Genomic DNA, 24566 nt, shown 5'->3' with positions numbered 1-24566 from the left:
GGTCGGCAAAAATCCACCGGGGTTCGAGCCGGTAACGTCGTGTCATACGGCGAGTCCCTCGCCGTGACCAACAGTGTATTTAGTCGCGGCTTCGATGCGTGGTGTATGTTCGATACGGTGGTCATCGCCACGGACGGCTCCGGCAGCGCAGAGCGGGCCGTCGAGGCGGCGCTGGACCTGGCAGCACGCTTCGACGCAACTGTCCACGGGCTGTACGTCGTCGACACCGGCGAGGTTGAGACGACTCCCGAAGAGGTTCGCGAGGCGCTGGAGCGCGCGCTGGCGACCACTGGCGGCCGCGCCCTCTCGTTCATTCTGGAGGCCGCCGACGCCGAGGCAGACGAGGAACTCGTTACTGCTGTTCGGGAGGGCGACCCGGCCGACGAAATCTGCACGTACGCAATGGAACACGACGCCGATGTCATCGTCAGCGGGACCCGTGGCCGCCACGGCGAACACGGCTATCTGCTGGGCAGTGTCGCCGAGGAACTCGTCCGGGAGGCTCCCATGCCGGTGCTGACGGTCCGCCAGCTCGAAGGCGAGCCCAACCCAGAGCGAACCGAGGTCTGACGCGCTGCTCGAAGCGCCACGGGATAGGCCACACCGTCCGATCGGCCGGGTACACGCTCCAGACCGGGGGACCGATCGTCGTCGAGGATCTGCGCACTGAGGACCGCTTTAGCGGCCCGCCGCTGTTACTGGACCACGGCGTCGTGAGTGGTATCAGCGTCGTCATCGGCGAGACCGACGACCCGTGGGGCGTCATCGGCACCCACTCGACCGACCAACTCACGTTCACCGACGACGACGTGACGTTCGTCCAGAACGTCGATAATCTGCTTGGCAACGCTATCCAGCGCCACCGGTCTGAGCAGCGCCGGCGCGAGAGCGAGCGTCGATTCCGTGAGATCGCGGAGGTGAGTCCCGACACGATATTTCGGCTGGACATCGACGGCGTGTTCACCTTCGTCTCCCCGGCCATCGAATCGCTTCTCGGTTACTCTCCCGAGGAACTGGTCGACACTCCCTTCCGGAGCTACGTTCCGGAAGAGCGCTTAGAAGCGGCGTTTGACGGATTCTCCAGGGTCGCGGCTGGCGAGACCGTCCGCGAATTTGAACTGCGCCTCACCGACGCAGACGGGGAGCCAGTCTATGTTGAGGTCAGCGCCAGCCCGGTCACACACGACGGGTCAGTTCGGTTCGTGCAGGGACTCGTGCGGGACGTAACTAACCGGACGAAACGCGAGCGACGGCTCGAACGGCTCAAGGCACAGTACGAGACCCTTATCGAGAACCTGCCCGAGATGGGCGTGTTCCTCTTCGACCGCGACTGTCGGTACACCGTCGCCGGCGGCGGCGAAATTTCGTCTGCCGGGCTCACGCCGGCTGATTTCGAGGGCTCGAAACCCCACGACCTGTTTTCGGAGGCAATTGCCGACGAACTCGAGCACTACTACCGCGAGGCGCTCGACGGTCATTCCCACAGCTTCGAACAGCAGTATCGGGGCAAGCACTACCGGGTCCAGACGGTCCCGGTTCGGGACGACAATGGGGAGGTCATCTCCGGGCTGGCGGTGTCGGAAGATGTCACAGCCCGCAGAGAGCGCCAGCGGACGCTGGAACGCCAGAACGAACGTCTCCGGGAGTTCGCTGGCGTGGTCAGCCACGACCTCCGGAATCCGCTCAACGTCGCGCAGGGACGACTAAAGCTAGCTCGGGCGGAATGCGACAGCGAGCACCTCGACAACGTCGCCGCGGCCATCGAACGGAGCAACAGGCTCATCGACGACCTGCTGACGCTCGCCAGCAGCGGGGACGAGGTCACCGAGACGGCGTCGCTGGACCTTGGAGCAGTCGTCGACGGATGCTGGCAGAACGTTCCGACGGACGGCGCGACACTTGTGGTTCGGTCGGAACAGACGGTCGTGGCGGACCGGGGGCGGCTCGAACAGCTACTCGAAAACCTCGTTCGGAACGCCGTCGAACACGCCTTCCCACAGTCTGAGGTGTCGCTGGACGCCGCCGAAGGGGACGCGAGCGACCTGACCGTGACCGTCGGTGCGCTTGAGGACGGGTTCTACGTCGAGGACACTGGCCCCGGAATCCCGCCAGAGGAGCGTGACGACGTTTTCAAGGGTGGCTACTCGACTGCCGCGGACGGGACCGGATTCGGGCTTCGTATCGTCAGGCAAATCGCCGAGGCCCACGGATGGACAGTTACCGTCGCTGACGGCGAGCACGGCGGCGCGCGGTTCGAAGTTCGCGGCATCGAGACGACGTGACCGATGCGCTGACACACCGCCGTGGCAGCACCCTGTCACAGTCGAACCCGACGGCTTCTTGACGCCCCACCCGCTTGCTGTGGCATGGACGATTGGCTCATCGACGACGACCGCCTCTCTATCGGCCGCAAATCTGTACTCCCCGGTGAGGGGTTCTTTATTCCGGATTCCTACGAAGAAGAGCAAGCCGAAGCCGAAGCCGCCGAGACGCTGCAGGACGCCGGCGTCATTGTTATCGCCGACCCCGACGCTGACGGACTGGCCTGTACCGCGCTGATTCGCGAGGCCTACGGCGAAGGCGCGCTGCTGCCCGCCGGCCCGCATGAACTCACGGAGGCGCTCGAATGGACCGCCGAGTACGCCGACCCCGACGCGACCGTCTTCATCTGTGACCTCTGTCCCGACCGCGAGTCCGACATCGCCCCGCTCGATTCACTGGTCGACACCGCCGAGCGGGTCGTCTGGTTCGACCACCACCAGTGGCCCGACGACCTCGCCGCCGACGTGGACGCGGCCGGCGTCGAACGCACCGTTGGCGACTCTGAGGAGGTATGTACCGCCGACGTGGCGCTGTCGGAACTCGACTACGACTTCGACGAGCAGTGGGCCGACCTCGCCGCCGTCACCCGCGACCACGACCTCTGGATCCGTGACGACCCCCGAAGCGACGACCTCGCAGACCTCTCGTACTGGAGCGAGCCAGAGGAGTACATCGAGGCAGTTCGGGACCACGGCCCCGACCTCTCCCCGGAGTTCCATGAGTTCCTTGACGAGAAGCGCGTCGAGAAGGAGGCACTCATCGAGAAGGCCGTCGACCGGGCCGAACTCCGCGACGTAGGCGAGTGGACAGTTGGCGTCACCTACGGCCGCTGTTCGCAGAACGAGGTCGCCGAAGCCCTCCGCGAGCAGGGCGCGGACGCCGCCGTCATCGTCAAACCCGCCGGCTCTGCCTCCATTCGCGGGACGGACAGCTTCGAGCGCGCCCACGAGGTCGCCCAGCAGGTCAACGGCGGCGGCCACCCGAAAGCCGCGGGCTGCAAGCCCGACATCTACGACGACATGATGGATTACGCCCACCACTGGACGACGCAAGGGGCCGTTGCGAAACAGGCTATCGTGGACGCGTTCCGGCGGTTGCCTGAGGAAGAAGAGGAAGGTGTCGATACCGACCGATAGGTGGACTCGCGAGTGAAGTGGGCGGTGTATCGTCGCCCGACGCAACGTTGATTTGCCCCTCAGTCGTCACTTCTGGGTGATGCCCGAGTCCCTCCAGACGCGAATCTGGCGCGAGACAGCTGTCCGACAGCGTCTCAGTAGCGCCGTCGCTGTCGGCGCGACGCTGCTGGTCCTCGACGGCTCAATACGGTACGCCGCGGCCGTGGCGGCGATGGCCTTCTGTGTCTGGCTCGCTGCCGACGCCGCTCAGGTCGCTGTCGGCGACTACGCCGACCACGTAGTGTTTGGCCTCCTCGTGTTCGGGTTCGTGGCGTACACGGTCGCGGCCGCCGGCCCGACGTGGGTCGTCGCCACGGGAGCGCTCCTCGGCTGCTGGTTCGTGATTGACGGCGTCCAGCACCTCCGTCACGGCATCACCCGCGACGAGGTCGGGATTTCATATGCGCACGACGGCGGGCCCGTCACGGGCCTGCTGAAGGCACTGCTCGTCCGACTGGCTGAACCGTTCCTGCTGTAAGCTACTCCCCGACGACCCACTTGTCGCTGTACCGTTCCCCGCAGGCACACACCGCGTAGGCGTGGACCACGTCGCCCTCAGCGTAGAGGCCGCCTACGTCCTCGTTCTGTTCTTCGGCGAAGGCGAAGACAAACCGGGTCGTGTGGTTGCTCTCCGGTTCTTCCTCGGCGACCGGACAGACCGCGTCGGTCAGGTCGTCGTGAATGTCGCCCTCCGTGCCCATCGCCTCTTGAGCCAGCCCCATCGGGTCGATGCCCGTCGCCGACTGGAACGCACTCCGGCCGTCGTCGCCCGGCAGGACGAGGATGTGCCCGTCCTCGACTTCGTCAGCGTACTCAGCCAGTGCGCCCGGGTTCGAGACGGCGTCCTCGTGCAGGAAGAAGAGCACGTCTTCAGGCCGCTCGCCCGCCAGAAACTCCGTGTGTTTGGTCATGCAGAGAGGGAGTCACTCGCCGGGCAAAAGTGCCGCGTTCCTCCTGCAAGTCACTATCCCGTCTCAGCCTCACTTTTAGGCACACTCGCCGAATACAGTCGCATATGACAGACTTCGGCGAGTACGTCACGGATATCGTCCACGAACCGACCCAGACCGACAGCCCGGGGTTCGACCTCACCGTCGCTGCGGTGTATGAAGTCGTCGAACCGGGACGAATCGACTTCGGCGGCGGTGAGCTTGATGCGGCTGAAGTGGTGCCTCACGCAAGCGAAAAGCGGAACCCGGACGACGATTACGAGTGGTGGACGCTGCGAGGCGGCCAGTACCTCGTCGAGTACAACGAGTCGCTGACCGGCGAGGCGACGGTGACGCTCCAGCCGCGGACGGCACTGCTCGAACGTGGGGCGACTCACCCGACTCTGCACGTCGACGCGCTCCCGCGCGTGCCAGTATCGGTCGGCAGCGCAGGGCTGAAGCTCAAAGAAAACGCCAGAGTCAGTACGATTGTCGGAGCCGAGGAGTAAGACGACGGAGGCAGTCGCCTGTCAGGCGTTCACATCTTCCAGGTGACGGCTGGCGACGACCTTCCCAGTCGGCGTGAGCGTCGGCCCGTCGGAGCCGTCCTGTACGAGCCCGTCAGCGGCGAGATCCTGGAGAATCATCGACACCTGCGAGGAGTCCTTCCCGAGAATGCTCGCAAGCGGCATTCCGTCCATGTCGCCGGTCGAGTACATTGCGACCAGCACCTCCTTTTTGTCCTTCGTGAGGTCGACGTCTTCGATCTCCTCCATGAGCTCGGCGTACTCACGGCGGAGATAGCGCCCGAGGATGGACATCTTGCGGTTCGATGCCATCGCAGCCAGCGTCGTCATGGCCGTCCCGTCTTTCATGTGCCGGACTGTCAGCACTGGCCGGCCCTTCCCGTTAATCTCCCGCGTGTTCCGGTCGAAGTCTGACACTGTCTTCAGGTCGACGTTGAACGACCCGTCGCTGCGTCGGAACTCGACGTTACCGGGCGTGAGAAACAGCTTCGCGGTCTTGAACGACTCCTCCGTGACGCGACCACCGACACGGGCGCGCTCTTTGACCGTTGTCTCGGTCCCATTGATGATGGCCTTGAACAGTACCGTCCCGAACTTCTCTATTTTCTCGTCGCCGGCTTCGATGGCTGCGACGAGTCGCTTTCCCCTGTGCTCGAAGGCAATCGTCACTGTCGAGTCGAAGAAATCGCCCAGATCGGGCGGGACCTGCCCGACGGCGATGTCGAAAATCGAATCCAGTGGAATCGTCAGCTTGTCGTCCTCGCTTGCGGCCAGTACCAGCCGCTTCTGGGAGAGGACGACCCGACCTCTGATAGGGTCGCCCCGACCGGCCACTTCGGAGTTGAATTTGCCGACGAAATCCGCGATCACTGATTCCGACATTCGTCCGTTACCCGAAGTACAGCAGCACTGATATTGAGCGTTTCGCGCGAGTATCAACAGCAAAAATCGGGTCTATTCAGGAGAACAGCGGCCAACGGCGTCAGTTGTCGAGATTTCGAGCGATATCTGACAGCGAGGAGTCCGGTCCGTCGGTCGCGGTATAGACGACGCGCTTGCCCGGCGTTCGGAGGCCGTACTCCGTTCCGTCAGTGACCACGTCGAGATGCGCTGAGCCGCCAAGTGAGACATCGCTATCGGCGACCCACTCTGCGAGGCGATTTGTCCCGTCCCGTTCGCGGGCCAGTCGGCGGTTGTCGGCAACGTGTGAGAGTACCGGCTCGCCGTCAAGATTCGTCTCGACGACGGCGTGGTACCGGTCGCCGTCAAGTGCGAGGCGGATGGTGTCACCGTCGTCGAAAGCCAGTTCTTCCGGGAGCACGACCCGTGGTCGGTCAGTTCGACCGACCGACTCGACGGGAACGCGATGCGTCTCGACGGTTTCGTGGTCACTGGGAACGCGGTCCGACACGTGACTTACTCGTCGTCGTCGCCGAGGAGGTCGGCCACATCGTCGCTGCCGCGGGCCGTAATTTTTGCGTTGATCTGGCGCGTGTCGTCGCTGACCTCGCGGCCGCGGACGGTGATCCGCTTGCGCTCGCCGTCGGTGGTCGGCTCGAAGCCGACGCCGCCGTCGGACATGATTTCTTTCGTCGTGACGCCGCGAACGTCAGGTCGCATCGGTCGACCCGAAGTGTCCGAGCCGCCGGTCAGTTCAAGCGAGTAGCCATCGAGGCCAACAGCGCCGCCGTCGACCTCGTCGCCGAGCTCGCGGCCGATGAAGCGGTTTGCGTCCTGTCCGTCAACGTCAATCTGGTAGGTGTGGCCGTCCTCCGGGTCGGAGACAGCGACCGTGAATTCTGCCATACCTGTTCTCAATCAACCGCGATTCAAAAACGCGTCGAACCGTCCCGCTCACTGGAGTCGGACCGACCGTCACACGCTCGCGGACAGGCCGGTGATATCCATTGAGACAACCATGCCGAGCTGTTTGTCGCTGCTACCCGTCACTGGCAGCGTTGACAGCCGGTACTGCTTGCCCTCGTACTCCTGTGTCCAGACCTGTGTTTCACCGTCAAGTGCGGCGCGGTACTTCGGCTTCTGTCTCTCGACAACCGCAGGCGGAAACACTTCTGCGAGGGTCTTCCCTTCCACGTCGGCCGGCGTGAGACCGAACGCGCTGAGCCCCTCACCGCGAGCGATAAGGTATCGAAGGTCGTCATCAAACAGGAATACGCCGCCGCCAGGGAAGTTCTCCAGCAGGGTCTTGTACCGTTGCTCTGCCTGCCGGAGGGTTCCTTCGAGCTGTTCCCGCTCGATGGCATTTGTGAGGGTGTTTGCGACGCCTCTGACAAACGTGATGTCGTCCTTGGTAAAGGGGCGCCGCTCACTCGTATGCGCCCCGAGCACGCCCCACGGCTCGGTGGTTGTTCCGATGATGACGCTGATACCACTCACGACACCGTGGTCCAGTAACAGCGACGGACCACTGAACCGCGATTCCGTCCGGAGGTCTTCAACGACGACCGGCTCTTCGGTCTGGAGCGTGTATCCGGCCTGTGATTCCTCGCCGGCCCCGACTGCTGCCTCGCCGACCAGCCCCGACTGCCAGCCGACACCAGCACGCAACAGGAACTTGTTGTCGGCCGGCCGGTACTCAAGCACCTTGCTGTACTCCGTATTGAGGCCTGCTGCTACGGACTCGACAGCCCGTTCGAACAACGCATCGAGGCCACATCCTGTCAGCGCGTACTGGCCGAGGTCAGCGACGGCTTCTTGCTGCTGGACCCGTGTCCTGAGGCGCTCTTCCGCACGGTGTTGTGTGACGAGGTTCGTGATACGGTTCGCGAGCAGCGTGTACCGCTCGGTCCCGCCCCGCTTCTGGAGGTAGTCGCTTACACCCGCCGAAACCGCTTCACTGGCGACTTCCTCGCTTCCCTTCCCAGTGAACAGAACGAACGGCAGGTCCGGATACTCCGCCCGGACGGCCCTGAGAAATTCGATTCCGTCCATGTCTGCCATGTCGTAGTCCGAGACGATACAGTCAAACGGCGCTTCGGTAAGACGCTTGAGCCCCTCGCTGGTACTGGTCGCCGTCTCGACGCTGAAACCGTCGCTCTGCTGTCGGAGAAATTCGGCTGTTGTCTCCCCGAGCCCCGGTTCGTCGTCGACATGCAGTACCGATATCCGGTGGCTGTCGGGCCCGCCCATGACAATCTATGACAAACCGAACGTATGTCCGTCTTGTGGTACACTGTTTCCAAAACCACGCTCATTCAGGGTGTCATCGCCGCTACTGGTCAGCCATTGCGTCGCTTGCGATCGAGCGGCCGCGGGCCTCCAGTTGGACCTCCCGGCGTGTCCGGACCGGTTCGAGGATATCGGACTCCATCAACCGGTCGTACACGTCCTCGACTTCCTCGATCTCCATATCGACGAACTCCGGGATCTTGAACGGTGAGATGCCGGAGTACAGCGCCATCAGCACCTGTGTCTCCTTATCCGAGAGGTCCACGTCGTCGGCGATATTGCGCTGCTCGCCCTGCCGGACGAGCCCCTCGATGAGCGAGACGTGTCGGGGCGTCCCCGTGATGTGGGTTTCGACGCTGGTGCCCTCGATGGTGTGTTCGACCTCCAGCAGCGGTCGCTCGTCGCCGCGGATCGTCTTCTCCTTGGCCTCGACGGTCCCCACGTCGTCGATGTCCAGTTCGACGAACGTGCCGCTGGCGATGGCCAGATTGATGCAGTCGCCGTCGAGCTTGAGCCGCCCCTTCTCCCAGCCGCCGTCCTGAACAACGCCACCCTTGACTGCGGGGTGGTTGACGAGGACGACAGTCTGGTCGAGTAGCGTGCTGTACAGTTTCTCCTGAAACTCATCGGCTTTCTTCGCCGAGATGAGCGTCACGTTCCGGCCGGCCTGCACCTTGATGTAGCTGTCCACCTGTGCGAGTGGCTGGTTCATCTGGCTGGCCGTGACGCTGCTGACCTTCGACAGCGGGATGGTCCGCTTGCCGTCGTTGGTCGCAAGGACGAGCCGCTTGTTCGAGAGCAAAATCCGACCGGGTAGCCACTCGATGTCGTTTCGCTTCCGCCCGTCCGAGACGACCTGAACGAACTTCCCCTTCGTATCGACCAGTGCGTGTTCTCCGTCGCTCATCGGTTAGCCAGCTATCGCTCTCGTGTACGCCCCGCCACGTCTTAATCCACTCGGCTGACTCATCCGCGGCCACCGAGCTTCGAGATGGCCGAGAAGGCCTTCTTCCTGACCACGTCGTGTTCGGTCTCGTCGATGAGTTTATCCAGCGTCTTTCGGGACCGCTCGCTGCCGACCTTCCCGAGGGTGAAGATAGCCTGTCCGCGGATATCGGGGTCGACGCCGTCGTCTTGCACGATTTTGAGCAGTCGTCGCTCCACCATGTTGTCGTCGTCACCGAGTTCAGCGAGACTGGTGGCGGCGAACTGCCGGAGCATCTGGTCGTCGTCGCCGAGCGCGTCGACCAGCGATTCGATGACGCGGTCACGCTCTTCTTGGCTGGTGACCCGGCCGAGCATCCAGGCGGTGTTGCGCCGCTGGGCGGCCTGCGTGCTCTCTTCGAGAATTTCGACCAGCGGCACGACGACGCTCCGGTCGTCCGTGTTCGAGAGCTTCTCGACGACGGTGTCCCGTATCTCGTGGCTCTGGTCAGTCGGGACGTTCGATAGAAGTTCGATGAGCGAGTAGACGGCCGTCCGGCGGACGGCGGCGGAGTCGTCCGAGAGGGCTTCGATGAGATAATCGACCGGCCGGTCGTTGCCGAAGTTCCCGAACGCCCCGACGGCGATGCGCCGGACTCGCTCGTCGTCGTCCTCGTACAGCGGCAACAGCGCCTGAAGCGCCTGTCGGTTCCCGATATTCCCCAGCGCATCCGCCGCCTCGCGCCTGACGCCAGCTTTTGGGTCCGACAGGACGGACTCCAGCGGCGTCGTTGCCCGCGAGTCGCCGATCTTCCCGGCCGACCGGGCCGCTCGCGCCCGCACTCGCGGGTCGGCGTCCTCGAAGCGCTCTGCGAGCTTCGGGACCGCGTCGGCCTGGTCCAGATTCCCGAGGCCGTTTGCTGCTGCCATCCGAAGTTCCGGCACGTCGGCGTCGAGCACCTGCATATACGCCTTCGCCTTCACCCAGTCGGCGGCGTCGTCTTCGAGGTCGACGCCGGCCATACTCCCGATGAGCTGTGTGATCGCGTCGTCACCGAGTTCGTCAAGCGAGTCGATAGCCGCCCCGGTGATCGCGTCGCTATCGCTCTGTGCCGCGTTCACGAGCGCGTTGACCACGTCGCGCCGGTCGTCGTGGTCCTCGAAGTTCCCCAGTAGCTCCGCGGCACGAGTCTTGACCCGCTCGTTGTCGCTCTCCCTGAGGAGGCGGATGAGTTCCTGTGCATTGCCGTCCCGTTCCAGTTCGTAGAGGCTCATTGGTCGCTACACACGCCGGTAGATGCGGTGTCGTTTGTCGACCGCTTCGAAGGAATCCCGGCACTCCGCGGGCAGCGTCTCAGTCATGCCGATCATGAGATAGCCGCCCTCACGGAGTGACCCGCGGATCGTCTCGAAGATGGGGACCTTGAACTCCGAGTCGATGTAGATGAGGAGGTTCCGGCAGAACACCAGATCGAAATCGCGCTTGGGGTCGCCTCGGATGAGGTCGTGTTGCTCGAACGTGACCATCTCTTTGACTTGGTCCCGAACCTGAAACGTGTCGCCGTCCTGCTCGATGTATTTCGTGTAATCGTCCAGCGGTTCCAGTTCATCGGCGATGTCGGTCGTCTGGGAGGTCGCGTAGGTCCCCTTGCGGGCCTCTTCGAGGATGTCGGCGTTGATGTCTGTCGCCGTGATCTCGACCCGACGGGCATCGATCTCGGGGTCGTCGAGTGCCAGCATCGCCGCCGAATACGGCTCGCGGCCGTCGGCACTCGGGGCCGACCAGAGCCTGACGCGACGGTTGTTCTCCGTGAGTTCTCGGAGGACCGGCCGGAGTCGCTCCCACGCCTCCGGATTCCGGAAGAAGCTGGTGACGTTGATCGACAGCGAATCGAGCAGTTCCTCACGCTCGCCGTTGTCGCGTTCCAGCAGTCGCTGGTATGTCTGGTAGTCCTCGGTGTCGGTCCGACGCATCCGCGCGGTGATGCGGCGGTCGAGATACGAGTCGTTGTAAAAGCCCGACTCGAAGTCCATCTCTTCGCCGATGAACTCTACAAGGTCGTTGAAAGTCCGCTCGCTGCCTTTGTTCATAGCGTCACCACGTCGAGGATGTGGACGATGTTCCCGTCGCCGAGGACGGCCGTGCCCGAGAGGCCGGGTGTTCCCGAGAGGATACCCTCCAGGGGCTTGACGACGACCTCTTCCTGGCTGTTGACCGAGTCACAGTGGAGTGCGACCTGGCGCTCAGACTCGCGGATGCGGACGAGCATCCCGTCGCCGTTGGCTGTCTCGCCCTCGATGTCGAAGGTGTCATCCAGGTGGATGACCGGGTAGATCTCGTCGTTGTGCTTGATGACTTCCTGACCGTTGACCTGCTTTGCCTCTTCCGTCCCGGTAATCTCGTCGACGTTCTTGATTGGGACGCCGTACTCCTCGCCGCCGACCTTGACGAACAGCACCTTGACGATAGCCATCGTCACCGGGAGGCGCAGTGAGACAGTCGTTCCCTCACCCGGTTCGGAGTCGACGCTGACCGACCCGTCGAGCTGGGAGACCGTGTCGTGGACGACGTCCATTCCGACGCCGCGCCCGCTGGTGTCGGTCACTTCGTCGGCCGTCGAGAAGCCGGGATGGAACACGAGGTCATACACCGCGGAGTCGTCCATCGCGTCCAGTTCCTCTGGCGAGCGGACGCCTTTCTCGATGGCCTTCTCTCTGATGCCATCCACGTCAAGCCCGGCCCCGTCGTCTTCGACTTCGATGATAACGTGGTCGCGCTCGCGGGAGGCCCGGAGCGTGATGTGGCCGGTGCGTGACTTGCCCGCCTGTTCGCGCTCTTCGGGCGACTCGATGCCGTGGTCGACTGAATTCCGCAGGATGTGCATCAGCGGGTCCGAAATCTCGGTGAGGATGGTTCGGTCGAGTTCGATGTCCTCGCCCTCGATTTCAAACTCGATGTCCTTGTCGAGTTCGCGTGCGAGGTCCCGGACGAGCCGCGGGAACTTCCCGACGACTTTCTTCAACGGGATGAGCCGCATATCCATCACTGTGTTCTGAAGATTCGCCGTGATCTTGTCCAGTTCGTTCAGCGTCTCGCCGGTGGAGTCGAGGTCGTCTTTCTCGACGCCACGCCGGAGCTTGATTCGGCTCGTGACCAGTTGCTCGACGAGCCCGTGAAGGTCGTCGAGCTGGTCCACGTCGACGCGGACGGATTTGATTTCGTCGACGCTGTGTTCTTCTTCGGCCCCTGGGTCGGGGTCCGAACCCGAATCCGAGCCCGCCCCGCTATCGTCGGCAGCATCGGAGTCGGTGCCTGTGCCGCTGACCAGTTCGTCGGTCACGTCCGTTACGTCGAAGCTGTCGACCTTCCCAGTCGTTCCCAGTTCGGCGTCGACAGTCGCCGCGTCGGGGCCGTCGAGGTACAGGACGAACGTGTCCTCGAACTCGCCGTCCTCGATATCGGCACGGCTCGGACTCGAATCGAGAATGTCGAACCGCCCCTCGATGGACTCGACGGCCAGCATCGAGTCAACGCCGAGCATATCCGACTCTCCGACACTGATTTCGGCCTGCAGGACCCGCTCGTCGACGGCATCGCCGTCGATGTCGGCATCGCTGACGCCCGCATCCGTGGTGAGCGACTCGTCGCTGTCCGACGAGCCGTCGTCTGTCGTTTCGGTGTCACCCGCGGCGGCGGCCCCCTCTTCGAGGACGGCCCGGAGCTCTTCGACCATCTCGTCGGTCTCCGTCCCCGATTCGCCGTGCTCCTCGATCTCCCCGACGATAACTTCTATCTGGTCGACGCCGGCGAAGACGAGGTCCATCAGGTCCGGTGTGACCTCCATTTCGCCCTGGCGCATCTCGTCGAGCAGGTCCTCCATCGCGTGCGCGAGGTCTGCTGCGTTGTCAAAGCCCATCGCTCCGAAGTTACCCTTCAGCGTGTGGGCTGTCCGGAAGATCGAGTCCATCGCCTCCGTGTTGGAGGGGTCAGACTCGAGTTCGAGCAGTGAGTTATTGAGTTCGGTAATCGCTTCTTCACTTTCACGGATGAATGCGTCTAAATACTGGTCGTCCATTGTCAGGTCACCTCAGTGGTAATCGTGTCGATAACGCCGTCCGCAATGTCGTCGATAGGCAAGACAGTGTCCACACAGCCCGTCTCGGCGGCGCGTTTTGGCATGCCGTACACCGCGGACGTGGCCTCGTCCTGTGCGATGGTCTTGCCACCGGCCTGCTTGATGCGCCGAATCCCGTCCGCGCCGTCTTCGCCCATCCCGGTGAGGATGAGCCCGACGAGTGGGTCGTCGATGGTCTCTGCGGCCGTCTGCATCGTCACGTCGACGGCCGGACGGACGCTGTTGACCGGTTCGTCCTGTGTCAACTTCGTCCGCAGTCGGCCGTTCCGGTAGTTTTTGACCTCCATATGCCGGTCACCGGCGGCGACAAGTCCCTCGCCGCCGCCGATGCGTGCCCCGTCGGTGGCCTCCTGAACCTCGTAATCGCTTCGCGTGTTGATCCGCTCGGCGAACCGGCCGGTGAACCCTTCCGGCATGTGCTGGATGATGAGCACCCGCAAGTCGGCCTCGATGGGGAGGTTCTCCATAACCTGTTCCACCATCTTCGGGCCGCCGGTCGAAGAGCCGATGACGAGCGTCGGGTTCGCGACGTAGGTCGTCTGGCCCGACGAGCCTCCGGTCCCTCTCCGGTCAGTGGCCGAACCGCCGGCGGTTGTCGGTGCCGTACCGCTGTCGCTGCCTGTCCCGCTGCGGCTGCCCGTCGCGCCGACATCGACTGCCGCGACAGAACTGACCATCTCGACCAGCTGGTCTTTCAGGCGTGACATCTCCATCGACACCTCACCACCGGGCTTGGTGAAGAAGTCGACCGCACCCTTATCGAGCGCCTCGAACGTCACATCGGCGTTCTCGTCGGTGTGGGCTGACAGCATCAACACCGGCGTCGGAGACTCAGCCATGATGCGCTCGGTTGCCTCAATGCCGTTCATTACCGGCATCTCGACATCCATCGTCACGACATCAGGTCGATGTTCGATAACGGCCGATACTGCCTCCTCGCCGTCACGCGCCTGCGCAACGACATCAATACCGCCATCACTGAGGATATCAGAGATGACACTCCGCATGAAGTGAGAGTCGTCTGCGACCACAGCGCGGACACCATCTGCCATATCACCAACGCTCCCGTCGGACAGGAGACATCGGCGAACGAGACATCCTCATACCTACTTCCAAATCCCGTCCGGCCCCGAAATAAATACTCCGCCCACGTAATCAAAGTTGATAGCCCAGCAGGCACCTTTATGCGCCACTATCCGCGACAGTTTGGATAAGAACTGCAATGGCAGCACAGTCAGCCACCACCGGCCAAGTACTCGAGTTCCAGCTCGGCTCGGAAACGTACTGCGTGAGTATCGACTACGTGACTGAGATCGTCGATATCGGCGAACTCACGTCCGTTCCGAACGCCCCGCCGCACGTCCGTGGCGTCATGGACCTTCGCGGGCGCACGACATCGATTGTTGACCCTAAAGTCGTCTTCGGCATTGGAGACGAGGGTGCGGAGAAGCGAATTATCGTCTTCGACCCGGATATCGTCGAGGAACAGGGTGCAGCTGGCTGGCTCGTCGACGAAGTGTATCAGGTAGTCCAGATCACTCCTGAACAGGTCGACCGGTCCCCCGCGAACGACGCCGGCTCAATCCGGGGCGTCATCAAGCGAGATGACAGTTTTGTTATCTGGGTGGACCCCGCCATCGTCCACGCTGGTGACTGATTCCAGTTTGTTTAGCGACACACCAGCAAGACTTTTTAACATTCCCGACAGAGGAGTATCTAATCAACTTCCAGTTCCTTCCGAAACTATGATTGAGCAAACCAAAACGGGGATCGAGGGCCTCGACGACATTCTGAACGGCGGCATTGTGAAGAACTCGACGACACTGGTGAGCGGCAACCCTGGTGCCGGGAAATCGATCCTCTGCCTCCAGTACATCTACAACGGCGTCGAAAAGTACGACGAGAAGGGCATCTACCTCTCCTTCGAGGAAGACGAGTCGGACCTCCGGGAAGCCGCCGAATCTCTCGGCTTCGACAACTGGCAGGACCACGTCGACAACGGGAACATCAAGGTGTACGACAAGCAGGTGCTCCTGCGCGAGAACGACTTCACCTCCTCGCTGGATATTCTACTGGAGGAACTCGAAGACGGTGACTACGACCGACTGGTGCTTGACTCGCTTGCCATGTTCGAACTGTTCTTCGAAAACGAGAGGGAGAAGCGGACGTATCTCCTGAAGTTCACTGACATCCTCAGCGACAGCGGGCTCACGACGCTGATGACCAACGAACAGGGGGCCGTCTTCCCGGACACCGAGGTCGGACTGGAGAACTATCTAACTGACGGCAACATCTACCTTATCCAGACGCCGACTGACACCGGTGTGAACAGATACGTCTGGGTCGCCAAGATGCGAAAACAGAACATCGAGACGGACATCTATCCGATGGAGATTGACCACGGCGGCATCGATGTCCACCAGAACGCCAGCGCCTTCTCGATGATGAGCGAGGAAGAATCACCAATTTAACGATACGATAGAGCCATTATTACTCCGTAGAACGACGGATACAGCGACACAGACCGCCGTTTTCGCACGGACGCCCCGCAGTGCGTGTTTGTCTTCCTTTCACTCGATATCACAGGCGATACCTTTATTATTGACTGAATTTATGATTTGATAACGATGGATTCAGGGGAGATTCTTCAGACGCTTGGCAATAAATACAGTGCCGAAATCCTTGACGCGACGGATGAACCGGTCTCCGCACAGGAGCTCAGCGACGAACTCGGAATCCCCATCGCGACGTGTTACCGACGGATCGACGAACTGACCGAACATGACCTGCTGGAACTCCACGACAATATTCTCTCTGACGACCGCCGACGTATCAAAGTGTACCGGCGGAACGTGGATGAAGTCCGGGTCGACTTCGACGATGAACTGACTGTCCACATCGAAGAGCGGTCGGAAGTGACCAACAAACTTGACGAGGCGTGGCGGACCCTATCCGAGCGATAGAGCCCCTCTTTTCGCCGTTATCACGAAAGATATTTTCGAGCATGGATTTAATAACGGGTTCGCTGTAGCACTGCACAGTGCTGATGATAGAACTTCTCTATGCCATATCGACGCTGGTATTCGTCGTGGCCGGACTGACAATGGTTGGGATGGCCATGCGGGCGTACGTCCAGACATCCCGGCAGGCGATGCTTCACCTCTCGGTGGGATTTTCGCTTGCAATCGCGGGCGCGGCCGCGACCATGATTAGCGCGTTCATCAATGACTTCGAAGGCGTCCGCTCGTTGCTGCTGGTCAACAGTGGGCTGACGACCTTCGGTTATCTGTTTGTGATGTACAGTCTCATCACGTACGAATGACTGTCCCTGCGTGTGACCCGACCGGCCGACCGGCCGCTTTCAGCTTGCAAAATTAATTTTCAATACTGATTCCGGGTTTTCCGACGATCGCTATACGACCGTGAAATCGGTTCAAATCGACTCTGAATACTATTGAGAAGTACCGTCTAAACCGGCTGAAACCACCGTTATCAAGAATAAAATTTTGAGGGATGATGTTATTAGGTGGTACGTACTCGTTCCGATAGGGTCAGAGCGACCCGGACTACACATGTTCGAACGCATTACAAATCCAGAAGACCGAGGCCAAGTGGGGATCGGGACCCTCATCGTGTTCATCGCGATGGTGCTTGTCGCCGCGATTGCGGCAGGCGTCCTGATCAACACTGCTGGCTTCCTGCAGAGTTCAGCTGAACAGACCGGCCAAGAAAGTAGCGACCAAGTGACCAACCAGATTCAAGTAGCGTCGAAGATTGGGTCTGTGGCGGGTTCGGGCCCGACGGATACGATCATTGTTGAAGGAGAAACCATTCAGTTCGCGATTGACTCAGGATCAACGCTAACTGTCAGTTCAACCAGTGCAGGTGATAGTAACCTCGCAAACCTTGACGGGCAGGATGGTGAAGTTGCCGTTGAGCAGGGTGACGAAATTCGATTCACCCGGGAAAGTACCAGCACAATCTCTGTTACAAACACTGAGACCGGAGCATCAACTACCGTGTCTGAGGGTACCGATACTCTCTCACTTGCGGGCGACTCTGATACTAACGATGACACTGTAACGTTCCAACGGACTTATGAAGACCCGGTCAACGGCGAGGTTGATATCACCTCAGTTACACTTAACGATGGCGAGTCCACTAGCGCGGTCAGTGCTGACCTAGAGAACAGTCAAAACACTGAACAGTACCTCCCCCTGACCGGTGACGATAGTAACAGTGATGACGTGATTGTTAGTGACGGTGAAACGCTCAGTGCCACGTCAGGAAGTTCTGACATCACTGTAGCTTCAAGTACGATCACGATCAATCAGGGCGATGACGTGACGTTCGACGTTATTGCAAATGATGAAGTTCGGATTACGAATGAAAATACTGGCGACAGTGTGTCATTCAACCCATTCGATAATCAAATTGATACTGCTAGCGCACTCACGCTAGAGAATGACGACGGAGACCAAATTATAACCACAAGTTCTGGCCAAATTACGGGTCTAGCTAGCTCTGAAGTTTCACTCACGACCTCTCAGGTGCTACTCGTAAACGAGGACTACAGCACTGGCGGTGGTGGTGTCTCTGAGATTAGCGTCATCGCAATTAAGGGCTCCGGCGCGGACCAGATCAATCTCGAGCAGACGACTATCACCACAATCGGCCCCAGTGGCACGAACACCCTGACCTACGGCGGCAATAGTGCCACCGAAGGTGAGACGTTCGGTGTACAGGCCGTCCAAGACGAGGATGACTCGCTCCCGGTGATGACCGACGCTGACCGCTTCCGCATTATCGTCAACCCCGGGACGCTCGAAACCGGCGAAACGATGACGCTGGAAGTGACGACAGAGTCCGGCGCGACCACCGAAATCCGCGTTAGCGTGCCCAACACGCTATCGGGCGAAACCGCAGTGCAGGTCTAACGCGAGCCGTTCTTTCGCTTGCAGAACTTTTCTCTCTGTTTTCCACCCGCGACCAGCGACAGCTATCTCGTGGGGGCGTCGACTATGCTCTGTGTTCGGTTCTATCATGTAAGCGAAGCTCTACTGCATGCACCTTTTTGCAGGTACGACCTCGATTCTGTTACGTCGTGTCAGTTTCACATTCCCGTCCAAACATCCAGACAGTGACAAGAAGCCCACGCCGAGAGCCCGATACATTTGCGACGTGCTTCGGTTGGACGGATCGAACTCATACACAGGTCAGTGTTTCACACTGTTTCTGTCGCTGTGCGGTCTGTTTCTGTGCGTCGGTACGTTCGTCAACGGCGACATAGCGAACTGCGTCGGCTCGCAGTTATCGTGTGACACACCATATTTCCTCCCGACCAGACTCGGGAGAGACGATTGTAGCAGCCGCCGGATGCACAGACGGCCAAACGCCACGCGGTATGGCTGTCTACTGGTCGAAGTCGGGCGTCAAGAACTCGGGTCAGCACGCCTCTCCGCATCGGTATCCGTGAGCCGGCTCACACTGTTCGGGCGGTCGGCTGCTACTGCCGGCCGTCAGAGCGGGACCGTTGTCTTCCCGTTGAGCGACGATGGGACCGAGACTCTGACCGTTGTCGTCGCGCCGTCAGGTGACAGCAACCGTATCGTGCCGCTTTCGCTCGGCTGGAGCTCGACCCCTGTCAGTGCCGCGAGGTCGATACGCAAGGCTGCCCGGTCGCCGTCGTCGTTCAGGATGTCCCGCGAGAGTGAGTCGTCGTCATCTCTGAGTGGGGTAACCGTAACCTCAGCAGCGGAACCCACCGGCGCGTCGGCCCCGCTCCCGATTGTCGTCCCAACGACAACATCGCTAAGGTCCATGTTCCCGCCCCCTTCCGCTCGCTTCACCACGAGCGTCACCGCTTCGATGCTCTGTCCAGTCGTGTTAACGTGGCCAGTGCTCCCGACGACTTCGGTCCGCGCAATGACCCGGTCGGCGCTTTTGTCGCTGGCCGTGGCCGCGTCGGACTGAAACCCACCGACTACTTCGAACAGTACGCCAGCCGTGGCTGCGGCGATCAGGAGCGCCGCAATCAGGAGGATAATCGACCCGAGAGAGCTCTGTGCCCGCCGTTTAACGGTCGCTCGCTCCTCTCGCCGGTTCGGTTCGCTCACACTGTGAACGTATCCACGACCAGTCAAAACCGTGTCGGCTACCCCTGAGCAGCGACGGAATTATATCATCCCATCTCTCATGTATCTGCATGGCCTCGGGGTCAGACGAACCGAATCCAGAGGACGGTAAGATCCTCTCTCCGGAAGAATTAGACATCGCGGATGACGAGCACGTCACAGAGATCGACGAAGGACGGTATGTCGTCTCCTCTGATGTTCGAACCAACGATTCCTACGGCAATCAGGTTTCGTCTGACTCCACCCCTGACCCGGACCCAGCTCCCGAGCCCGACGCTCCTGAGTTTACCGACGCGAACGTTCACGAGTGGCTCGCCGAGCAAATGGCGAAATCAAACAGCCGGTATGGGTTCGATGTGACCGCGAAGTTTGACGGGAACGTTGACCAGCAACAGGTTGTGTCCAACGACATCATCACCGCGTTCGAGAGTTTCATGCTCTGGTACGGCCGGCAGATGGACGGGTCGACATCGGTCGAGAACGTGCTCGGCATTCTGCTCTCGGAGTCCAACGTCCCAGTCAAACACCCGCCAGAGAGCTTCAAGCGGATGGTCCAGTCGACCGGTCTCTCGCCGGACGACAGTATCGCAGACCTCGTTGAGGCTATCGAAGCACGAGACGGTGCGAAGTTCTAAAGCAGGCACCAGCACACGAAGGCGTTGTACCTGTCATCGCGGTCAGAATCGGAACGCAGTTGCCCGGTTTCGGGTCCCACCGATATCACACGCGATAATTTACGGGACACCTTTATCTAACTCATCACGATATGTAGGCTTGATAGGCATGCCAGACGTACTGATCGCCGACGATTCAGAGTTTATGCGTAACCTCCTCCGCGAGATTCTCGAAGAAGACCACGAGATTGTTGGGGAGGTCGAGAACGGAGTCGAAGCTGTCGAAGTGTTCAAAGAAGAAGGGCCAGACCTGGTGATGATGGACATTGTGATGCCCATCCGGGATGGTATCGAGGCCACGGACGAAATCAAATCTTCCAATCCCGATGCGAACGTCATCATGTGTACAAGCGTTGGTCAGGAAGAGAAGATGAAGGAGGCCGTGAAAGCGGGGGCCGACGGGTACATCACCAAGCCGTTCCAGAAACCCAGCGTGATGGAGGCTATCGAGGACGTCGTTCCCTCATAGATGAACGTCGATATTCAGTCGCTCGGCACGTTCAACCAACTCGCTCACGAGGGGGCTGAACAGGCCACGCAGTCGATGGGCCAGATGACTGGCATCGATGCTGTCGTCGACGTCACCAAGATCACGCTGCTCGACAGGGCTGATGTCGGCGAAGAACTGGCTGGCCGGGACTTCGTCGGAGTCGAGTTCTCTTTCGATGGCGTTCTAGAGGGCGATACTGTGCTTGCCTTCGACGTTGACAGCGCCGGGACGATCACCGAGGAAATGATGCCCGGTAGCAGCGACGACGAGGCGATGGCCAGAAGCGGTATCGAGGAGATCGGCAACATCATGATGAGCGGGTTCATCGACGGCTGGGCCGACTACGTCGGTGCGACCATCGACCACTCGCCGCCGGAGTATATTGAGGAGTCCGGTAGCGACGTGCTCCCTGATGCGCCCGAGAGCGGCGACCACCAGCAGGTGTTCGTGTTCAAATCGGAGATCGAATGGATCGACGAATCGGTGAATTTCTACATCTACATGCTCCCTGAGTACGAATCACTCACGGAGATGATGGTAGAGCACGTCGACACGGACGGCGATGCGATCCCCATCGACAAGCTCCAGACGTTCAACGAGATGACGACCAGAGGCACTCAAAAAGCCGCTGACAACGTCGAAATGATGACCGGTATCCCGACTGAATCGGAGGTGACACAGATCAGTTTCGCTCCCATTGAGGACGTGCCAAAGCAGATCGGCACGGACACGTTCGTCGGGACGGTCGTCGAGTTCACTGGGACGCCCAGTGGCTACCTCATGGTGCTGTTCGACGAGGTCTCAGCAATCAACGTTGCGGAGGCGATGATGCCCATCGAAATGGACAGTGATGAGCTAACTGACCAGCACAAGGCTGCCATCGAGGAGCTGGGGAATATCATGACGAGCGGGTTCGTCGACGGCTGGGCGAACGTCCTCCAGACGTCAGTCGAACATACGCCGCCGCGGGTCGTCCACGATATGGGCCGGGCGATTATGGACCCGCTTGCGGCGCAGGTCGGACAGTATCAGGAGCATGCGTTTATCATCGACTCCCAGATGCAGACCGACGACATCGAGTTTCAGGCTGAGATTCACGCTCTCCCCAACGAGAAAGAGTTGCGCGCCGCCCTCAACGACCTCGATGTCGAGCGGGCGACCGAGACGGGCGCGGACGTCGAACAGATATTCAAATAATGAAAGTATACGATGGTAGCCAAACAGAGAGTCCCGAACAAAGTACGCCCGAGCGCATCAAAGTCGGCATCGCGGAGTACAAGGTGACCACAGAGCCGGCCATGCTAACCACAAGCGGACTGGGCTCCTGTATCGGGATCGCAATATATGATACCCGTAACACGGTGGCCGGACTCGTCCACGTCATGCTTCCGTCGGCGGCTGATATCGACGGCGGCAACCATGCGAAGTTCGCGGACACGGGCATCCAAGCACTCATCGAGGCCATGGCGGATGCCGGGGCGTCGACGGAGGCCATGGAGGCCAAAATCGCTGGCGGGAGCGATATGCTCGACTTCTCCGAGAACGGATCCTCTATCGGTTCGCGCAACGCCAAGAAGGTGCGTGAGACGCTGGACGAACACGGCGTTCCCGTTGTCGGCGAAGACCTGGGTGGCGACCACGGCCGGTCCGTCAAACTCGAAGCGGACACTGGCAATTTCATTGTCAAAAGCGCGAACACGGACTCGATAACACTGTAATGTCTGCGAGCAGTAATCGTGTCTAACGTCTGGCGTCAGACGGGTGACAGCCGTTCGTCTGCCGGGGGCGCACTGCCACACTCTGTTCCCCGGCTTTCAGCTCGAAATTAATCTGAAATGTAACAGGCTAGTACTTGGATCGTTAATTTACCCCATCTGAGCCGGGAAAATGGGATATTATTATCAAATATGATACGCTAAGGGGAATATTCAAGAGTAGAAAAAGCGTGAGATACAAGAGATGAGTAGTCTCGCTCTCGTGCCACTGGCTCCAGCCGTCTCACCGGAACTGGCTGGACTGGCACCCGCCCTCTTTGTTCTGCTGACCGGCGGGCTGGTTGGTATGAGCATCAAGAATATGTTCGATTCGATTCTATCGGACGACGAGAGCGAGAACGCAAGCGACGACGGTGGCGGCGGGATGGCCGACGGCGGCGGCCTGATGGGTGACGACGGTGGCGGTGGCGACGATCTCGGCGGTGGTGGCGACGATCTCGGTGGCCTCGGCGGCCTCGACGACGACGGCGACGACATGGGTGGGTTCGGTGATGACGAGTTCGGCGATATGGAGGACGCGAGCGGGCCTGACACTGACGAGCTGGAACACCGACTCGACGAACTGGAAAACGAGGTCGGTAGCCTCTCCTCGACGGTCAACACGGTGCGGACGGAAAACGAGAGCATCTCCGAATCTGTCGAAGAAACCGAGGAGAACGTCCGGAAGCTGCTCGACATCTACGAGATGGTCACCCGTGGCGTCAACCCCTTCGCCGATGATGTCGACGGCGGCATGGGCGGCATGGGCGAAGGCGGCGGCTCTTTCGGCTTGTTCGACGACGACGGGAGTGACGATACCGAGGAGGACATCGACGACGATGTCGCCAACGCCGACGCAGAAGGGTTCTTCGACGAAGACCTGACGGATGACACTGGCGGTGATATGTCGATGGACGATGGCGGTGTCGACGATATGTTTCCCGATGACGGCGGCGACGACATGGGCGGCTTCGAGGACGACGGCGGGTCGTTCGACGAGGAGTTCGACGACTTCGACGACACGGAGGACGACATGAGCATGGACGATGGGATGAGCATGGACGACGGGGAGAGTATGGACGAGGACAGCGACGATGGTGACGGCGGCAAATCGTTCGCAGAGCTCAAAGACGAGTACGAGTCCGGCGACGCCGAGTGGGCAGAGGGCGAGGAACCTGAGGGCGAATCGGACGACGATGACCTCCTTGCTGACGACGATGACGACCTGCTGGCCGACGAGGGCGATGATCTGCTGGGCGAGGACGATTCGGACGGCGACGCGGGCGGGCTGGAAGACGACGACCTCTTCGACGAGGTCATCGAGGACGATGGGATTGATGAGGCCGAGACGGAAGCTATGGAAGCCGAACCAGAGCCGGAACCGGACCCAGAGCCGGAACCGGAGCCTGAGCCGGTCGCGGAGCCTGAACCCGAGCCAGAGCCGGAACCGGCCGCAGAGCCAGAGCCTGAACCAGAGCCGGAACCGACTGACACCGCGGCTACCGGCAGCGGTGATGCGGCAACGGCAGACGACGGCTCGGACGCGGACGATGACGGGAAACCCTACCTGGCGACGATGCCGGAAGGGTTCGCGGCGGACCTCATCATCGTCGAGTGGCTCGAGTTCCTGGTCCAGCACTCGGGCTACCGTGAGACGGCTCGCGCTATCGACTATTATGAGACTATCGACTGGATCGACGAGTCGGTCGCGGACCAGCTCAAGGAGTACCTCCGCGGCTTCGACGGCGTGAACGACACCGGGGATGGGCTGTCTATCGACCACCACACGGAGAGCCTGCACTACATCTCACAGCTTGACAGTGACAGCGGCGCTGACGCCGTTGCGCTCTCGAAACTGGTGGGGGGTGGTTCCGATGGGATTCAGCGTTAGCGGCTCGGCAGCCGTCATTTTCGTGGCCGCGTTCATCGGCTTCGGGATGTTCTACTCCGCAGCCGCGAACGGCTTCGAACGCGTCAACGACGCCCGCGAGGACCAGCGCGACCGGCTCCTCGACCAGCAAAACACCGATATCTCGCTTGTGTCGGCGACGTGGAACAGCAGCGGGAACGACAACCTTGTCGTGACCGTCGACAACACCGGTTCCGAGACGCTGTCGGTCGAAGCGACCGACCTGCTGGTCGACAACGATTACCGCACAGGCTACGGCACGACGGTCGACGGTGACGGTTCGACGGACATCTGGGCGTCACAGGAGCGATTAGAGATTACCGTCACCTCGCTCAGTAGTCAGCCCGGCCGGGTGAAAGTCGTCGCCGAGAACGGCATCGCCGAAACGATGGTGGTGAGCTAA

27 protein-coding genes and 1 pseudogene are annotated in these 24566 nt (G+C 60.8%); 17 read left to right on the top strand and 11 right to left on the bottom strand.

Going from position 1 to position 24566, the window contains the following annotated elements; translation table 11 throughout:
• Positions 1-105 precede the first annotated feature (105 nt).
• The 4 genes from RR_RS13865 to RR_RS13850 all read left to right on the top strand — a co-directional run bounded on the left by RR_RS13865 (position 106) and on the right by RR_RS13850 (position 3975).
• Positions 106-570, top strand: a complete 465-nt coding sequence (locus RR_RS13865; protein WP_007189326.1) for a universal stress protein — start codon at positions 106-108, stop codon at positions 568-570.
• Positions 567-2282 (top strand): PAS domain S-box protein, encoded by a 1716-nt coding sequence (locus tag RR_RS21525; protein WP_332379637.1) that lies wholly within the window; start codon positions 567-569, stop codon positions 2280-2282. The genes RR_RS13865 and RR_RS21525 overlap by 4 nt, the downstream gene beginning before the upstream one ends.
• A gap of 84 nt (positions 2283-2366) precedes the next feature.
• Positions 2367-3458, top strand: a complete 1092-nt coding sequence (locus tag RR_RS13855; RefSeq protein ID WP_011224089.1) for a DHH family phosphoesterase — start codon at positions 2367-2369, stop codon at positions 3456-3458.
• Positions 3459-3537: 79 nt separating this feature from the next.
• Positions 3538-3975 (top strand): hypothetical protein, encoded by a 438-nt coding sequence (locus RR_RS13850; protein WP_011224088.1) that lies wholly within the window; start codon positions 3538-3540, stop codon positions 3973-3975.
• Between the two features lies 1 nt (position 3976).
• Here RR_RS13850 and RR_RS13845 read toward each other — a convergent pair whose 3' ends face one another.
• Positions 3977-4408, bottom strand: coding sequence for a DUF5807 family protein (locus RR_RS13845; protein WP_004958780.1), 432 nt, complete (start codon positions 4406-4408; stop codon positions 3977-3979).
• Positions 4409-4512: 104 nt separating this feature from the next.
• Here RR_RS13845 and RR_RS13840 point away from each other — a divergent pair, with 104 nt between their 5' ends.
• Positions 4513-4935, top strand: a complete 423-nt coding sequence (locus RR_RS13840) for a dCTP deaminase (protein ID WP_011224087.1) — start codon at positions 4513-4515, stop codon at positions 4933-4935.
• Between the two features lie 21 nt (positions 4936-4956).
• On the opposite strand, the gene RR_RS13835 is transcribed toward RR_RS13840, so the two are convergent.
• The 9 genes from RR_RS13835 to RR_RS13795 all read right to left on the bottom strand — a co-directional run bounded on the left by RR_RS13835 (position 4957) and on the right by RR_RS13795 (position 14254).
• Entirely contained in the window at positions 4957-5835 is an 879-nt protein-coding gene (locus RR_RS13835) for a CheF family chemotaxis protein (protein WP_011224086.1), read from the bottom strand.
• Between the two features lie 100 nt (positions 5836-5935).
• On the bottom strand, positions 5936-6364 hold the full coding sequence (locus RR_RS13830; RefSeq protein ID WP_049938971.1) for a DUF7112 family protein: 429 nt from the start codon (positions 6362-6364) through the stop codon (positions 5936-5938).
• A gap of 5 nt (positions 6365-6369) precedes the next feature.
• Positions 6370-6759: a 30S ribosomal protein S6e gene (locus tag RR_RS13825; protein WP_007189320.1), complete on the bottom strand. Its 390-nt coding sequence runs from the start codon at positions 6757-6759 to the stop codon at positions 6370-6372.
• A gap of 69 nt (positions 6760-6828) precedes the next feature.
• Complete coding sequence (locus RR_RS13820) at positions 6829-8103, bottom strand: response regulator (RefSeq protein ID WP_011224085.1); 1275 nt, start codon at positions 8101-8103, stop codon at positions 6829-6831.
• 82 nt (positions 8104-8185) lie between these two features.
• Complete coding sequence (locus RR_RS13815) at positions 8186-9049, bottom strand: CheF family chemotaxis protein (RefSeq protein ID WP_007189318.1); 864 nt, start codon at positions 9047-9049, stop codon at positions 8186-8188.
• Between the two features lie 59 nt (positions 9050-9108).
• Complete coding sequence (locus tag RR_RS13810; protein ID WP_011224084.1) at positions 9109-10341, bottom strand: HEAT repeat domain-containing protein; 1233 nt, start codon at positions 10339-10341, stop codon at positions 9109-9111.
• A gap of 6 nt (positions 10342-10347) precedes the next feature.
• Positions 10348-11157: a CheR family methyltransferase gene (locus RR_RS13805; RefSeq protein WP_004958756.1), complete on the bottom strand. Its 810-nt coding sequence runs from the start codon at positions 11155-11157 to the stop codon at positions 10348-10350.
• Positions 11154-13142 carry a chemotaxis protein CheA gene (gene cheA, locus RR_RS13800; RefSeq protein ID WP_011224083.1) on the bottom strand — a complete coding sequence of 663 codons (1989 nt, stop codon included), beginning with the start codon at positions 13140-13142 and terminating at the stop codon, positions 11154-11156. Before cheA ends, RR_RS13805 begins: the two co-directional genes overlap by 4 nt.
• 2 nt (positions 13143-13144) lie before the next feature.
• On the bottom strand, positions 13145-14254 hold the full coding sequence (locus tag RR_RS13795; protein WP_007189315.1) for a protein-glutamate methylesterase/protein-glutamine glutaminase: 1110 nt from the start codon (positions 14252-14254) through the stop codon (positions 13145-13147).
• A gap of 170 nt (positions 14255-14424) precedes the next feature.
• Between RR_RS13795 and RR_RS13790 the strand changes: the two genes are divergently transcribed.
• The 6 genes and pseudogenes from RR_RS13790 (at position 14425) to RR_RS13770 (ending at position 18139) form a co-directional block, all read left to right on the top strand.
• Positions 14425-14859 (top strand): chemotaxis protein CheW, encoded by a 435-nt coding sequence (locus RR_RS13790; protein ID WP_004958750.1) that lies wholly within the window; start codon positions 14425-14427, stop codon positions 14857-14859.
• Between the two features lie 88 nt (positions 14860-14947).
• Positions 14948-15673 (top strand): RAD55 family ATPase, encoded by a 726-nt coding sequence (locus tag RR_RS13785; RefSeq protein ID WP_011224082.1) that lies wholly within the window; start codon positions 14948-14950, stop codon positions 15671-15673.
• A 156-nt stretch (positions 15674-15829) separates the two neighbouring features.
• The gene (locus RR_RS13780) at positions 15830-16165 is read left to right on the top strand and encodes an ArsR/SmtB family transcription factor (RefSeq protein WP_004515272.1); all 336 of its coding nucleotides are present in this window, start codon (positions 15830-15832) and stop codon (positions 16163-16165) included.
• Between the two features lie 83 nt (positions 16166-16248).
• Positions 16249-16524, top strand: coding sequence for a DUF7521 family protein (locus tag RR_RS13775; protein WP_004958731.1), 276 nt, complete (start codon positions 16249-16251; stop codon positions 16522-16524).
• A gap of 250 nt (positions 16525-16774) precedes the next feature.
• Positions 16775-17143 (top strand): annotated as a pseudogene (locus RR_RS23085) (archaellin/type IV pilin N-terminal domain-containing protein); the annotation flags it as partial.
• Between the two features lie 78 nt (positions 17144-17221).
• On the top strand, positions 17222-18139 hold the full coding sequence (locus tag RR_RS13770) for a hypothetical protein (RefSeq protein ID WP_232508576.1): 918 nt from the start codon (positions 17222-17224) through the stop codon (positions 18137-18139).
• 582 nt (positions 18140-18721) lie between these two features.
• Here RR_RS13770 and RR_RS13765 read toward each other — a convergent pair.
• On the bottom strand, positions 18722-19318 hold the full coding sequence (locus tag RR_RS13765; RefSeq protein ID WP_049938970.1) for an archaellin/type IV pilin N-terminal domain-containing protein: 597 nt from the start codon (positions 19316-19318) through the stop codon (positions 18722-18724).
• 89 nt (positions 19319-19407) lie between these two features.
• On the opposite strand from RR_RS13765, the gene RR_RS13760 reads away from it, so the two are divergent.
• The 6 genes from RR_RS13760 to RR_RS13735 all read left to right on the top strand — a co-directional run bounded on the left by RR_RS13760 (position 19408) and on the right by RR_RS13735 (position 24566).
• Positions 19408-19971 carry a DUF7500 family protein gene (locus RR_RS13760; protein WP_004958722.1) on the top strand — a complete coding sequence of 188 codons (564 nt, stop codon included), beginning with the start codon at positions 19408-19410 and terminating at the stop codon, positions 19969-19971.
• A 148-nt stretch (positions 19972-20119) separates the two neighbouring features.
• Entirely contained in the window at positions 20120-20479 is a 360-nt protein-coding gene (gene cheY / locus RR_RS13755; protein ID WP_004515265.1) for a chemotaxis protein CheY, read from the top strand.
• Positions 20480-21697 carry a chemotaxis protein CheC gene (locus RR_RS13750; RefSeq protein ID WP_004958720.1) on the top strand — a complete coding sequence of 406 codons (1218 nt, stop codon included), beginning with the start codon at positions 20480-20482 and terminating at the stop codon, positions 21695-21697.
• Entirely contained in the window at positions 21697-22218 is a 522-nt protein-coding gene (locus RR_RS13745; RefSeq protein WP_011224079.1) for a chemotaxis protein CheD, read from the top strand. The genes RR_RS13750 and RR_RS13745 overlap by 1 nt, the downstream gene beginning before the upstream one ends.
• Before the next feature lie 241 nt (positions 22219-22459).
• Positions 22460-24145, top strand: coding sequence for a FlaD/FlaE family flagellar protein (locus tag RR_RS13740; protein WP_011224078.1), 1686 nt, complete (start codon positions 22460-22462; stop codon positions 24143-24145).
• Positions 24129-24566 carry a flagellar protein F gene (locus RR_RS13735; protein WP_004958708.1) on the top strand — a complete coding sequence of 146 codons (438 nt, stop codon included), beginning with the start codon at positions 24129-24131 and terminating at the stop codon, positions 24564-24566. Before RR_RS13740 ends, RR_RS13735 begins: the two co-directional genes overlap by 17 nt.

Origin of the sequence: Haloarcula marismortui ATCC 43049 (assembly GCF_000011085.1) — an archaeon.
GTDB lineage: Archaea > Halobacteriota > Halobacteria > Halobacteriales > Haloarculaceae > Haloarcula > Haloarcula marismortui.
The sequence above is the reverse complement of the archived record's forward strand: the minus strand, read 5'-3'. Positions and strand labels throughout refer to the sequence as shown.